This is a genomic window from Trinickia violacea (genome assembly GCF_005280735.1).
GTDB classification, from domain to species: Bacteria; Pseudomonadota; Gammaproteobacteria; order Burkholderiales; family Burkholderiaceae; genus Trinickia_A; species Trinickia_A violacea.
The window spans coordinates 20,248-34,824 of the sequence record NZ_CP040079.1; the positions used below are offsets into that span (position 1 = coordinate 20,248).

Annotated in this window: 6 protein-coding genes; all 6 read left to right on the forward strand. The window is 62.6% G+C overall.

The genetic code is table 11. The annotated features are described in order from the left end of the window. The first annotated feature begins 83 nt into the window (after nt 1–83). The 6 genes from FAZ95_RS38765 to FAZ95_RS38790 all read left to right on the forward strand — a co-directional run bounded on the left by FAZ95_RS38765 (nt 84) and on the right by FAZ95_RS38790 (nt 14,576). Entirely contained in the window at nt 84–8,714 is an 8,631-nt protein-coding gene (locus FAZ95_RS38765; RefSeq protein WP_254700422.1) for a beta strand repeat-containing protein, read from the forward strand. Nucleotides 8,715–9,302: 588 nt separating this feature from the next. Further along, entirely contained in the window at nt 9,303–9,515 is a 213-nt protein-coding gene (locus FAZ95_RS38770) for a hypothetical protein (protein WP_137337842.1), read from the forward strand. 224 nt (nt 9,516–9,739) lie between these two features. Beyond that, nucleotides 9,740–10,042 carry a hypothetical protein gene (locus tag FAZ95_RS38775; protein ID WP_254700423.1) on the forward strand — a complete coding sequence of 101 codons (303 nt, stop codon included), beginning with the start codon at nt 9,740–9,742 and terminating at the stop codon, nt 10,040–10,042. Then, nucleotides 10,039–10,515: a DUF2846 domain-containing protein gene (locus FAZ95_RS38780; RefSeq protein ID WP_137337843.1), complete on the forward strand. Its 477-nt coding sequence runs from the start codon at nt 10,039–10,041 to the stop codon at nt 10,513–10,515. Before FAZ95_RS38775 ends, FAZ95_RS38780 begins: the two co-directional genes overlap by 4 nt. A gap of 171 nt (nt 10,516–10,686) precedes the next feature. After that, nucleotides 10,687–12,768: a two-partner secretion domain-containing protein gene (locus tag FAZ95_RS38785; protein ID WP_137337844.1), complete on the forward strand. Its 2,082-nt coding sequence runs from the start codon at nt 10,687–10,689 to the stop codon at nt 12,766–12,768. Then, nucleotides 12,768–14,576, forward strand: a complete 1,809-nt coding sequence (locus FAZ95_RS38790; protein ID WP_254700424.1) for a ShlB/FhaC/HecB family hemolysin secretion/activation protein — start codon at nt 12,768–12,770, stop codon at nt 14,574–14,576. The genes FAZ95_RS38785 and FAZ95_RS38790 overlap by 1 nt, the downstream gene beginning before the upstream one ends. The last annotated feature ends 1 nt before the right edge of the window (nt 14,577 follow it).

Here is a 14,577-nt window from a genome sequence, read left to right on the forward strand (position 1 = left end):
CGCGCGGGGCCGTGCTTTTTTCATGTGCTGCATGTCAGCCTCAGGTTTGCAAGCCGCTGTGGGTGCGGGCGACCGCGTGGTTGATGGCGGGGGTGATGTATCTGGCGCCTGCGGTGTTTCTGGCCGATGAAGTGGCGCATGCTGCACCGATTGTCGACCCGCACGCGCCGATTCAGTTCCAGCCGACGATGACCCGGACCAGCGCGGGCGTGGCAGCAGTCAATATCGCCACCCCGAATGCGAATGGGATTAGCGTCAATAGCTATCAATCGTTCAATATCGACAGTTCTGGCCTGGTGCTGAACAACAGCCTGGTATCCGGGACGCCACTCTTGGGTGGCACGCTCGGCGCCAATCCGAATCTCGCTGGCCGCGCGGCGACGACGATTGTCAATCAAGTGACGTCAACCGGACCGGCATCGACCTTGCTCGGGCCCTTAGAGGTCTTCGGAACCCCGGCCAACGTCATCATCAGCTCGCCGAACGGTTTATCGGTCAATGGCCTCGCGCTGACGAATATTCCGAATCTGGTGCTGACCACCGGGGCGGTGCAGTTTCTCACCGGCATTGGGGGCACGGTAACCAGCTTCGCGAACGCGGGGGCGCTCGCGTATTCGGTCAGCTCGGGCAACATCACCATCAACGGTCCGGCCGGCGTGAATGGTCCCGGTGCCGGTATTGCCGGGACCGTGGGCAACATCGATGTAATAGGCCAAACGCTCAACGTGAACGCGCCGATTCAGGCCAACCAAAGCGTGAACCTCATCGCGGGCAACCAGTTCGTCACGCCCACCTCCACCAGTGCCGCTGGCACCACCTACGCCGCGGCATCGAACGGCACGACCAACACCGCAGCGGCGATTGGCAATGCGGGTGTGGCGATAGACGCGAGCCAATATGGTTCGGTCACAAGCGGACAGATTTTTATCGTGTCCACGTCCGCTGGCATGGGGGTGAACACGCAAGGGCCGCTGGCCGCCACGGCGGGCAATGTCAACGTCACCTCCAACGGCGACATCACGGTCGGCAATACCTTCGCTAACCAGAACGTCAATCTGACGAGCTCGGGCACGACGAATATCTCCGGTACCGGACTCGCGAACCAGAACTACACGGTCGCCGCCAACGGCGACATCAACGCGACGGGCTCTGTCTCAGCGGGGCAGAACGTTGCTATGAACGCGGGCGGTGACTTGAACGCGGCATCGGTATCGGCTAATGGCAGCGCGAACCTGACAGCGGGCCAGTCGATGTCGGTCGGGTCACTGTCCGCCCAGAGTCTGGCGCTCGCGGCAACCAACGGCAATTTGACGCTGAACTCGGCGATTTCCGCACCCGGGACGATTGCGGCGAGTGCGGGGCAGAACCTGACGGTGAATGGGGCCGTGCAGGGCGGCAGCACCGTGGCTCTCACGGCAGGGCAGAACGTGACCGTCAATGGCTCGGTTTCCGCCGTGGGCGATGCGACCCTGACCGCGCAGAACGGCATGCTAACGACGACCGGTAATGTCGTGACCAACGGCGCGTTGTCCGTGAGCGGGCAACAGGGGGCAAACCTGGGCGGTACTGTGTCGAGCCAGGGTAACGCCACAATCCGTTCAACGGCTGGCAGCGTAGCTATTGCCGGCACGCTCTCGAGCCCGGGCGCGATTACGGTGAGCGCGGGGCAGGATGCGACGCTCTCGGGCTCGGTGCAAAGCGGACAGGACACCACCATAACGGCTGCGCGGAACGTCGCGTTAAACGGTGGGCTGCAAACGAGCGGTGCCGGGAATGCGGCCGTGTCCGCCGGCGGCAATATCACCGGCAGCGGTGCGGTGAGCGCCGCGAGCAACGCGACTTTGTCGGCAGGCAGCAGTATTGGCCTCACGGGCGCTATCCAGGCTGGTAGCAACTTGAGCGCAACGGCCGCGCAGAACCTGTTGGTGGCAGCGACGACGGCGACGGGCACCGAGACACTCACCGCAACGAACGGCAGCGCCACCCTCACGGGCAATGCCGCGTCGGGCGGCGACCTGAGCGTGACGGCCGGCACGGATGTGAACACCCTGGGCAGCGTACAGAGCCTGGGCAACCTCGCGCTGAACGCGCAGAACGGCAGCTTGACGGCGAGCGCTCCGATATGGGCGGCGGGCAACGCGACGCTGAATGCCGGCCAGAGCGCAAGCGTGAACGGCCCCGCTTCTGCTGTGGGCAATATGACGCTCGCGGCCCAAGCTGGCACGCTGACCACGGCCGGCAATCTCACGACCAACGGCACGATATCGGCAAGTGGGCAGCAGGGTGTGAGCCTGGGCGGCACGGTGTCGAGCCAGGGTAACGCGACGATCGGTTCCTCGGCTGGGTCGGTCTCGGTTGCGGGTGCGGTTTCGAGCCCGGGCACGATTACGGTGACGGCGGGGCAGGGTGCCACTCTCTCAGGTCTGGTGCACAGCGGCGGGGACACGACCGTCGCGGCAGGCGGGAACGTGGCGCTCAACGGCGGGCTGGAAGCCGACGGCACGGGCAACGCGACCGTCTCGGCCGGCAGCAACCTCACCGGCAGCCGCGCGCTGAGCGTGGCGAACAACACCAATCTGTCCGCCGGCGGCGATATTGGTCTCACGGGCGCGATTCAAACCGGCAACACTCTTGCGGCGACAGCCGGAAACAACCTGTCCGTCGGGGCGACGACGGCGGTGGGCACTGAAACGCTCACCGCGACGAACGGCAGCGCGACCTTCGGCAACACGCTGTCGGGCGGAGACCTGAGCGTGACGGCGGGCACGGACGTGAACGCCCAGGGCAGCGTGCAGAGCTTGGGGAACCTTGCCGTCAACGCCCAGGGTGGCAATTTCACGGCCAGCGGCCCGGTCTCGGCTGCTGGTTCCGCGAATCTCAATGCGGGCCAAAGTCTGACGCTGAACGGCCAGACGACCGTCTCGCAGAATGCGACCCTGACGGGCACGAACATTACGACGCAGGGTCTCGCCGTCGGCGGCAGTCTGATGGCGACCGCGACGAACAATCTCGACACGTCGGCGGGGCAACTGAACGCGCCGTTCAGCGCCAACGCGCCGGCGCTCAGCGTCACGGGCAACGCCACGCTGTCAGGTGCGAACGTCACCACGGCCAATGCCTATGTGGGCGGCACGTATAGCGCCACCGGCACGACGAGCCTGACGACGGGCGGCACGGCCGCCTACCAGGGCAGTGCGATCCTGGCAGGCGGCACGGTGACCAATGTCGGCACGCAGATGGCGGCCGGCAATCTGACTGTGTCGGGCGGCACCGTGACGAACCAGGGGGCGCTCTCGTCGCTCACGACGTTTGTCGTCAACGCGGCGAACCTGAACAACTCGGGGACGATTTACGGTCCGACGAACACGATCAACGTGTCGGGCGGCACCGCGAATTCCGGCGGGCTGCTGGCGACGAACACGCTCAGTCTCACGACCGGCACGCTGAACGATACGAACGGCTTGACTTACGCGGGCGACGTGAACAACCCGAACTCGCCCACCGGCAACACGAGCGTGACAGTGACGGGCGGCAACGGCAGCTTTACGAACTCGAATGGGCAGATTCTAGGTCAGAACAGCGTCACGCTGAACCTACCGAACCAGGCCATCGACCCATCGAGCAGCGCGTTTGGCACGGTGAACGGGGGCAACGCGTTCAACTTCTCGACCCAGGCTATCAATAACTCGGGGACGTGGACGCTGCCGGGCACGGCGGTGACGGTTACGGCAAGCCAAGGCATCAGCAACGCGGGGACCATCACGCAGGGCGCGGGCAGCCTGACCCTGAACGGTGCGCTGACCAACTCGGGGTCGGTGACGGCGAACGATTTGACCGTCAACGGTTCGCTGGCGAACGCGGCCGGGGCGACGGTGCAGGCCAACGACGCCTTCACGCTGAACGGCTCGGGCGCGAATGCCGGTACCGCCGAAGCCGTCAATTCGCTGAACATCAGTGGGTCGAGCTACGACAACTCGAACGGCACGACCAAGGCGGGCAACAGCAGCACCGCAGCGGGCAGCGGCAATCTGAACATCAACCTGAGTGGCGACCTGACGAACGCGGCCGGCACGCTCGCGGCGACCAACAACCTCGCCATCACCGCGAACAACGTCGTGAATTCGGCCTCGGCGAGTGCCACGACGAGCACCACGACAACGACAGTCAGCAACCCGACGCTGCTGCTCGAGACGGCACTGGGCACGGACACGACGTCAAGCTTGGGAATAAACAGAGGGGCGCAGGGGGGCGGGCAGGGCAGTGCCACAATCATCCAAGTGTCCTCGACCCAGAACGCGACGCTCACGAGCCTCTTTGATACGACGTCCGACGCGCAATCGGGCGTCACCGGCAACACCCTGACCTTCATTCAGGTGCCGATGCAAACCGGCACGGATGCCAACGGCAACACGACCACGGCTAACGAATGGGTAGTGCTCGAGCCTGGCATGTCGACCAGTGGCTATCCGACCATGACGGTGGCGCTGCCGAGCGTCACGGAGACGAGTACCACCGTGACCGCGAGTGGCGCGGCGAGCATCATCGCGGCGGGCAACAATTTGAGCCTGACGGCCAATACGCTGAATAACCAAGGCGGTACGGTCAGCGCGGGCAACGACGCCACCTTGAATGTGCAGTCGCTCTCGAACGGTGGTCAGTCGTATCAATCAACCGTCACCGATGCAGTGAGCCAAAGTTCGTACGCGGCATTCATGACGACGCTCTCGCAGTTGCAGAATCAGGGAGGCGTGAGCGTCTACGGCAGCGATACCGGTGGCACGATCGGTCTTGATGCGCAGGGTTGTGCGGCCGCCGGCAATTGCCAGCAAAAGGCGCCGACGTCGTTCACATTCACGAATGCGTCCACGCTGCCCTCGGTGAGCTCCTCGGTCACGATTCAGGGGCCGAGTGGGCAAATCGTGGCCGGCCATAACCTGAGCCTGTCGGGCGGCAATCTGACGAATGCCGGTTCGCTTGTTGCGGGCAATGACGTCGCCATCACCGCATCGAGCTTCACGAACCAGGGCACGAATACCTGCACGATGACGACGGTGGTGGGGTGTGCCTCGGGCTACTCCGGTTGCGTGAGCGGCGCGACGACTAATCCGAATTCGCAGAGCTACAGCTACCAGCAGACCAATGCCACGGTGACGGCCGGCAATGACGTCGTGATTGCTGCTGGCGCGGTCAACAACACCTACGGCAATTTGGTCGCGCGGCGCAATGTCGTGATCGGGGGCGCAGGCACGAGTGCGAGCGACGCGTCGACGACCCCGACGGCGCTTACGCAAGCGTCGAGCGTGACGAACACCTCAGGGTCCATCGAGGCGGGCAACGACGCCGACATCAATGCGTCGACGCTCACGAATACGATTGCCGCGCCGGTGCAGATTCATCAGAACTACGGCAGCGCTTCGCCTTTCACGGCGTGCGGCGGGAATTGTGAAGCGTATGTCGACGTGCAGTCAGCGAGCCCCGCAACCATTACGGCGAACCATAACGTCAATCTGACGGCCAGCACATTCAACAACACTGGCAGCCTGGTGACGGCCCTGAACACCGTGTCGATTACGGCCACGAGCAGCGCGTCGAGCAATAACCAGTACCTGTACGCGTATTTCGCCGGTGGAGGAGTCACCGGTGGCAACTGGGGCTGTGCGGGCGCCGCCGCGCTGTGCGGCACGCTCTACGGCAGCGCGTATAGTGGCGGCACCCAAGACCCGGCGGGCTTGCCGGATGCCGTGGGCTTGCCGGATTTCGTGCCGGCGACGATTCAGGCGGGCAACGCGCTGTTCATCAATTCGCCGACGCTGACCAATACGAGCAATCTGGTGGGGCAGAACGTGAGCCTTACGGGCGCGCAGCTCGTCAACGGCCTCACGAACCCGAACGTCTATACGCCGCCACCCGCGATGTCGGGGCAGGTGATTTCGTTGGGGCCGCCGGCCGTGCCCGCCAGTGCGGCGACGACCGTCAATAGCGCGGGCCAGCTGACGAACATCAACGGGCAGCCGACGACCGTGTCGGGCTCAACCGGCCCGCCCACGGGCGTGCCGCTGGGTACGACGACCGTCGGACGTCCGGTTGCCCCGACGATTTCTGAAGCCGGGGCCGTGAATGCGGGCACGGCGAGCAGTCCGTCCGCAACGACGGTTCAGACCATTGCGGGCCAGACGCAGAACGTCACGTATCTGGTCAATAGTCCCGCGTCAGCCATCACGGGCGACCTGTCGCCGACGGCGCTGCTGAGCGCACTGCCGGCGAGCTTGCAGCCCAATACCACGCAGTTTTATTACGACCCGTACACGCAGGCGCAGCAGGTTGAGCAGGCCGCGCTTGAGGAGACGGGTCAGTCGAGCTTCTACAGCACGACGTCCGCGACGGATAGCACGAGCCAGGCGTCCATCAATAACCAGGATACGCAGGCGCTCTACGGCGCGGCGCTTCAATACGCCGAACAGAACAACATTGCGTTGGGCACGCAACTGAGCCAGCAGCAGCTTGCGCTCGTGAACGCCCCCATGCTCTGGTACACCGAGGAGACGGTGCCCGAGCCGGGGTGCTCGGCGACGGGTAATGCGAGCTGCCCGACGGTGCGGGCGCTGATGCCTGAAGTGTTGTTGCCGCAGAACTTTGCGCAGGTGAACGCTGACGGCACCATCAGCGGCGCGAATGTCTCGCTCAATTACAACGACAGCATTCTCAACACCGGTTCCATTTCTGCTTCGCAGACCCTGAGCATCGATACGGGGTCGCTGACCAACGAGCAACGCTCGACTAACGTCGGCAGCATCTATCAGACCGTCAACGGGGACCTTTACCAGACCACGGGCACCGAAGTGCAGCAAGGCGGTTTCATGAGCGCCGCCAACTACGACATGAATGTGCAGGCGCTGAATCAGATCGGCGGCGCATTGCAGGTGACCAACGCCGATGGCAGCGAAAACACGGCCGCCACCGCTCAGCTTCTCTCCAACTTGAAAAGCCAGCTCGGCACGAGCTTCACGCAGTCCACCGTCAGCAATCAGTTGAATACGGTGGACTTGGATGCGAGCAGCTTTGGCCCGATGCAGATCTTTGCGATGGTGGCGGCCGTGGTGGCGTCGATCGTGACCGCAGGTGCCGGCGCGGCACTGGTCGGCGCGGTGGCCGGCACACTGGAAGCGTCGGTGGCCAATGCGGCATTCTCGGCGCTGGTCAGTTCACTGGCCACGGATGCGATCAGCGGGAACTTCAGTTTGACGGGGATCGTCGAGTCCATGGGGGTGTCGGCGCTGACGGCCGGTCTCACCAACGGCATCACGTACAGCTCCGACTCAGGATTCGGGTTCACGACGACGGCCTCGCCGAACAGTCTGGCGGCGCTTGCGGGTGTTCAGCCCTCGACGGTGAGCGGCGCGGTGCCCACCGCGTCCTCGACGATCGCGCAACTGCCGACGCAGGCGCTGGCGATTGCGGGCGAGGCGACGATCCAGGCGGGCGTTCAGACAGCCATCGAGGGCGGCAGCTTCCTGACGGCGCTGGAAGATAGTGCGGTCACGGATGCCTCGGCTGCGGGCGCGTATGACATCGGCACCGCAGCGCAGGACCCGAACTCGATCATTGCGCAGGATTCGATCGGCTATGACCTGGCGCATGCGGCATTGGGATGTGCGGCTGGCGCGGCGGAAGGTACGGGATGCGCCAGTGGGGCCATTGGCGGGGCGGTGTCGGCAGCGACGGCTAACGAGATTGCGACGGCCGTAACTGGCGGGCAAGGCATTACCGATCCGAGTCAACTGGCAGCGATCACGGCTGCGACGATGTTGCTGGGCGGTGGTGCGGCGGCATTGTTCGGGCAGAGTGCGAGTGCGGCAGCGCTGGCCGCAGAAAACGAGACGCTGAACAACACGTGTGCAACGGGCCATAACTGCGGCACGCTGGCGAGTGCGCTGGCTGATACGGGGCGTGCGGCATGGAATACGGCGCTGGGACTGGTTCAGTCGGTGCCGAACTTGCTGAACGGCGCGCTGCCTGGCTATGCGGACTATGCGCCGTTCCTGCAAGGGGCGATGCTGCCGTATGACGACCCGGATTTCGGGAGTCTGGTGTCGTTCACGGGGGCGCTTGGCGTGGGAGCGTTGGCAGGTAGCTCGGCTGCGGGAACTGCTACAAGTGGAGCGGCCGCTGGGGAGGCGAGAGCCTCAGCGTCGAGTTCGATCGCTACTGCCGGCGACGTGGATCTGGCGAACGCCTACAGCACCCAAGTCCAAGGTGTTGCCACAAACACCTCTTCGACAGCAAGAGGCGGGGTAGACTTCTACGTGAACTCACAAGGTACTGTGCTTCCTGCGACTGGTTATCGATACATGGATAGCCAATACGCAGCGCAGACACAAAGTTCTATGTCGGCGCCGCTCAGTTATTTCGGGTTCACCGACTACTCTACAGGGGCTGCGGCTCGGAACGGCTTTCAGATTTTCTACGAACCGGGCAACGCTGCTTCGTGGAGCGATGCGAGTCTCAAAGGGCAGTTCGATACCCTGCAGCTCTTTGGGCCTGACGGATTCGTAAATGCCAAGGTGCCGCTCGCTAATGGCGGTGCCGGTCCAAGACTTGAGCCTTATACGAATGCCTATCCGCAGTATGGGACAGGCGGACAGGCTCAGCTAGTGCCTGCAATTCCCGGCACTAAGGTTCAGCTAAAGAACGTTACGGTGCTGCCTTCAAAATGACGATCGACGAACTGCGCTTGCATTTGACACATCTTATCGACACCTACGTAGCGGACCCCGCCGTGAGGGGCCGGTTGCTAGCTCTTGTCGCGCGGGACGAAGTCCCAGCGAAGGGTGTCTTGGCAGAGTTGACTCCCTATCTTTCTGGAAGAGTCACTGATGCCGATGCGAGAGTGATCAAGGACATTGCGTTCAACTTTTGCTGACAAGTTGGTTTGAGCGCGATTTGTTGCCACAAACAGTGCAGGCCTGACGGCCGGAGATCAGATCGGCATTTTGCGTGATGCGGCGACTGGTAAGGGCAATTTTGCACTGGGCGAGGCTACGGCGACTGAGGCTAATGCGCTTGGGCAAGACTGGGTTGGGCCTGGTTATCGTGTATCGCGGACAGACGAGAGCACGTTGATTAGTGCGGACGGCTTGCGGCAATATCGTCCGCCATCTCCGAAGCCCAATACCGGACAGCCGTACCCAATGCAACCGCTGACAGAAGTTGACAGTTGGCTGTGGCTGAAGCGGCTAGAGTGACGCACCCACGCGCGAAGAGACTATCGACGCGTCGCTCTTTAAGACGCTTCGGACAGCGCAGTGAAAAAACTCATCAAACGGGCTATTACTGCCTACGCGGTGGGCATAGGGATGGTGGTGTTCGCGGCTGCTATCTCACTTTCTCACGGTGCTGGCTTAAAGCCGCTTCTAATATTGTTGCCTTTGTTTCTCTTTGTATTTGGCGGGATCACCTACCAGTTGATTAAAGAGCTGCGAGCGTTGAATCGGGAAAAGCCGCGAGACCCTGAGTGATCCAGACCTTTTTCAACTTTGAAAATTCCCCTGCTACGGCAGGATAGGCTTGCGCCGATTATTGTCCAGGAAGCTGCTCAGTAGCGTGTATTTTCCGCAGTCATGGTTTGTGATCAGCGAGGTGAATGATGAATGTAATAAATAAAGGATTGCTAATTATAGCCGTTATGGATTTTGCGCTATCTGCATGTGCACCCGAGGTTCCAGTCCAGCAGGCGAAGTTGATGGCAGCGGACAATCAGCACCTCGTCGCTGTCCTCGTGGTCAAGCAGGACGCGATTGTGCACCTAGCCTCAGGATACGAGCGGCGCATCGCCGCTCAGTCCCGATGGCGGTCGGCCGGCACGTTACCGCAGGGCCAGGTACTTAGGCCGGTCGGCACCGTGTTCACGATCGAAGGCCGCCAAGTTCATGAGGCTTGGCTTGTGGTTGCTGGGGAGGAGCTAGTTGGTTTCTACCTGCCCGGTGAATCGCATTTTTCCCCACTCGATAAACCTGTTGTTATCTCGCTAGGAGACCTTGAATGATTGGTAAATTTCGTACGCTTTTGCTCGCCGGTGCGGTTACGTTTCTGGCAGCAGGTTGCGCGTCCGGTCCGCAATACAAGGAAATGGCGGCCTCGATTCCGACCTTGACCCCTGATCACGGGCGCATCTACTTCTTCCGTTCGAGTTCGCTAATGGGGGCGGCGATCCAGCCGCAGATCAAGCTAAATGGCGTGAGCGTCGGGCAATCAAAGCCAGGCGGGTTCTTCTACGTCGATGAACCGGCGGGGCAGTACTCGGTGTCAACCGAGACGGAAACCGAAAAGACGGTGTCATTTGCATTAGATGCCGGCGAAACAAAATATGTACGTACTTCTGTGTCCTTCGGCTTACTGGTGGGCCGCATCATTCCATCACTGGAAGGCTCAGATGCAGCGATGAAAGAGATTGAAGGACTGAAGTACACGACTGGGGATATTTCAACTGCCAACACGCCTGCTAGCCCGCTGAAGTAGCGCACAGTTTGCAAAAGGCACACCTCGATGATGCGACACGGCGGCGTTCTTGTTGAACGCGTGGCACTGGGCTTGTAGTTGTAGGCCTGTTACGCCGAGCTTGGTTGCCGCCATTTAAGCTGAGCAAGCGGATTTTCGGTGGTTGTCGTAAAAGGTCAAGATTCGACTCTCATGATACTTAGAATAGATGCGCGCGGGAGGCGCGCGAAGGCCATTCGGAATCGGCGCGTGCGGTTCTGTCTGTGGCTCGGCCTGGCCTTTTCGACAGCGACCGTCCACGCGACTGGAGTCGTCCCTGATGGCGGTACGGCCACCTCGGTCTCGACCGCTGCCAACGGCCACCAGATCGTCAACATCGCGCCCGCGTTCGGCGGCGTCTCGCACAACACCTATTCGTCCTTCAACGTGTCGGCGGCTGGCGCGGATTTGAACAACGTCGGCATCAACGCGCGCACGATCGTCAACCAGGTCACGAGCACCAACCCATCACTGATACAAGGCGCCATCAATGTGCTGGGGCCACGCGCGAACGTGATCCTCGCGAATCCGAACGGCATCACAGTCGACGGGGGCAGCTTCCAGAACACTGGACACGTGGTGCTCTCGACGGGCCAAGTCAGCTTCGACGACCTAACGCTCGCTCCCGGCGTCACGCAGCGCAACGTCGTGCTGACTACGAACCAGGGCGGTATCAGGATTGGGCCAGGCGGTCTTTCAGGAACGCTCGTCAACCTCGACCTCATCGCAAAGCAATTGGCCGTGAACGGCCCGGTAACGAACAGCTATACGAGTTCGACCAGTGGTATCCGTGCCATTGTCGGCAGCAGTACCAACACCTACGACACGGGCTTTTCCCCGTCTGACAACGGCCACGACTGGCTCATCCGCACTACGTCGCCTGGCGCGACGCGTGCGGGCATGGCAGTAGACATCACGGCAGCAGGGGGCCTGACCGCTGGCCGTGTGCAACTGATTGTCACCGACCAGGGCGCCGGCGTGCGCAGCCTTGGCCCGCTTTACGCGAACTCGGGTGACGTCGTGGTGTCGACGAATGGCGACGTCAGCGTGGCGAACAGTTCCATAACGGCCGCGCACGACATTTCCATCACGACAACTGGCACGTTTTCACTGCGGGGCGCGCAGGCCTTGGCCGGTAACGACGTCACGGTCAACGCGGGCCGGATTGCCCTTGCTGACGACGCAACCGAACCGTCGACGGTGAGCGCGCAGGCCGGCTCCGTGAACCTCACGAGCAGTGGTGACATTTCGAATACGGGCAGCCTTATTCAGGCGGGTTCGGTCGCCTCGAACGGCTCGTTGACGGGCGGCAATGTCACCCTGACGGCAAACGGCAGCATTGCCAACGACTCGAGTCCGGCGAACCTCGGCATCATCTTCTCGGCCAATGGCACAAGCTCCCTCACGGCGCAGGGCAATATCACTAACGACAATGCGCGCATTCTGGCGAACGGCGCGGTGACGCTCTCCGCCCAGGGCGACGTGCAGAACACCATCGATCATACGGGCGGCACGAACGGCGGAGCGCCGGTTGCGTACTCGGACACCAGAGGCAGCTTTCTATTCTTCACGCATTCGACGAGCGGCTACAACGTTGACTACGGCACCGTCGGCGAACCGAACCAGCTCGCCTATATTGCCTCGACTGGTGGGCCGGTGACCATCACCGGGCGCAACGTCACGAATGCGGGCGGCATCATCCAGTCCAACAACGCTGATATCGCCATTACCGCACACGATGCGTTCACGAATGCGGCGGTGATGTCAGGGCAGGCGAGCTATACGGAAAGCTGCTGGATTTTCTGCCACGCGAGCGCCACCAGCAACGTGACGCCGTATGGCGGCACCATCCAGTCGGGCGCGAATATCGCGATTACCGCGAGCACCACCGCGAGCGACATCGGCGGCAACGTCTTTGCACAGGGCAATCTCCACGTCACCGCACCGGTGACCTACGCCCAGGGCGTCACCGGCTATTCGGCCATCAACCAGGACCATGGCTTCAAAGCGTTCTTCGGCAGCACGTGGGCGCAGATTATCGCGTTTGATATCGGCGGCGGCTTCACGGCGGACGGGTTGGTCACACTGACCGGAGACGGCGTCATTGATGGCGGCTATTTCAGCGGCGGCACCGGGGTGTCGGCCACGGGCGGCATCACGACGGTGCGCGCGCCCCATACCACGCCGGTACAGATTGGCCAGCACCTGGGCCTGACGACATGGTGGTGGTTTTGATGCGCAGGATGCTCAAGGAGTTCGTGTGGACGGTTGCCTGGGCTCTGCTGATCGTGTTGATGACGGTGGCGATCCATTCGCAGGTCCATGCGCAGACGGCGCCGCCGCGTCCGCTTCAGGACCCGGCGCAGCAGCTGATTGACCAGCAGCGCGACCAGGCGCGCCAGCGGCAACTGAGCCAGCCGCCGGCGTCCGTGACGGTTGTCCCGCCGTCGTCGGAGACGACGCTCGAGATCCCTGCGGGCACACCGGTTGACGCCATCGTCGAAACTGGGCCGACCTTTCCGGTGCAGCGGATTGTGCTGCAGACGCCGGACGGCAAGCCGTTCCAGCCGCAAGGTGGCGTCTCGCAGATAAAGCTCAACGCGACTATCGCGCCATTCGATGCTCACGACCTCGGCTCGCACCGGATCAACGTGCTCCTGAAACGGCTCACTGACATCTTTGTTGGCGCGGGCTTCGTGACGACACGCGCGTTGCTCGGACCGCAGAACCTGGCGTCCGGCACCTTAACCGTCACGATCCAGCTCGGTCACATCACGGAATTCATCGTGAACGGCCAGCCGATCCATCGCCTCAAAGCAGGCGAGCCATCGGCCGGCGGTGGCTGGCTGACCGACGCTGGCTACGAGAACGTGTTTCCTGTCTCGCCTGGCGATCCCTTGCGGCTGTCCGATATCGACCAGGGTGTCGCACAAATTAACCGCCTGCGTCGCAATCAAGCCGAAGTGCAGATTCTGCCAGGCCAGAGCCCGGGCGATTCGGTGGTGGTCATCAGCGACCCACCGGGCGACCGGCTGTACTACAACCTGGGCGTCGACAACTACGGCAGCTCGGCTACGGGCGTGACGCGCTATCGGGCGGGCGTCGAAGCGGACAACCTGCTGGGCTTGCAGGAGGCTATCAGCCTGGATTTCATCGACAGCCTCGAGAGCAATGCGCTGGTGGGCTCGATTGCCGTGCCGTACGGCCGCAGCACGTTCAGCTACACGCTGTCGGACTCGGAATACCAGGAAGTCATCGGTACCACGGCGCTCGAATACGGCCGCACGCTCAGCCATATCTTCGGCTGGAACTATCAGCTAAGCCGCACGCAGGCGGACCTCACCAGTTTCGACGCGACGCTTTCGTGGCGGCGCACCGACCGCGAGGTCAACGACATCGACCTGAATCCCGAGCACATCGCGGTGTTGCGCATCGGCGGCAATTGGCTGCACAAGTTTGTGCTGAACGACGCGCCAGGCAATGTGACGCTCGATGCGGGCGTCTCTCAAGGCCTACCGTGGCTCGAAGCAGACCACGATGCGCCGGGCACGACCCGAGACGATGCGCACAGCCAGTTCACCAAAGTGGATGCGACGGCAAGCTTCACGGTGCCGCTGCCCAAGCTTGGGCCGGCAGCGCTCGCGTATCGCGGCGTGCTCGGTGCCCAATACACGAACGTGGCGCTGTACGGCACGGAGCAGCTGTTCCTGGGTGGCATGGATACCGTACGGGGCTTTCGCTCGGGCGTGCTGGCTGGTGACCGGGGCGTGTATTCGCGCAACGAGATTGCATGGGTCAATGCGCCGGCCTGGAAAGACGGCCACCTCGAGCCGTACATGTTTCTCGATGCCGGCAAGGCAGACCTCATTGCCGTGCCGGGCTTCCCGACACTAGCCGGGATCGGCGCCGGCTTGCGCGCGCAGTGGCAATGGCACAAGCAACTGTTGTCGACCGAAGCCACGGTTGGCCGGGAGCTGACGCAACCTGCAGCACTGGGCCCTCGGGCCACCCTCGTGCTGGCTACCTTGAACTGGAATTACTGAC

Bases quoted from the DNA above. Each gene is read 5' to 3' on its own strand.
- FAZ95_RS38790 (WP_254700424.1), top strand. From the start codon at position 12,768: ATGCGCAGGATGCTCAAGGAGTTCGTGTGGACGGTTGCCTGGGCTCTG.
- FAZ95_RS38785 (WP_137337844.1), top strand. From the start codon at position 10,687: ATGATACTTAGAATAGATGCGCGCGGGAGGCGCGCGAAGGCCATTCGG.
- FAZ95_RS38775 (WP_254700423.1), top strand. From the start codon at position 9,740: ATGGCAGCGGACAATCAGCACCTCGTCGCTGTCCTCGTGGTCAAGCAG.
- FAZ95_RS38765 (WP_254700422.1), top strand. From the start codon at position 84: ATGGCGGGGGTGATGTATCTGGCGCCTGCGGTGTTTCTGGCCGATGAA.
- FAZ95_RS38780 (WP_137337843.1), top strand. From the start codon at position 10,039: ATGATTGGTAAATTTCGTACGCTTTTGCTCGCCGGTGCGGTTACGTTT.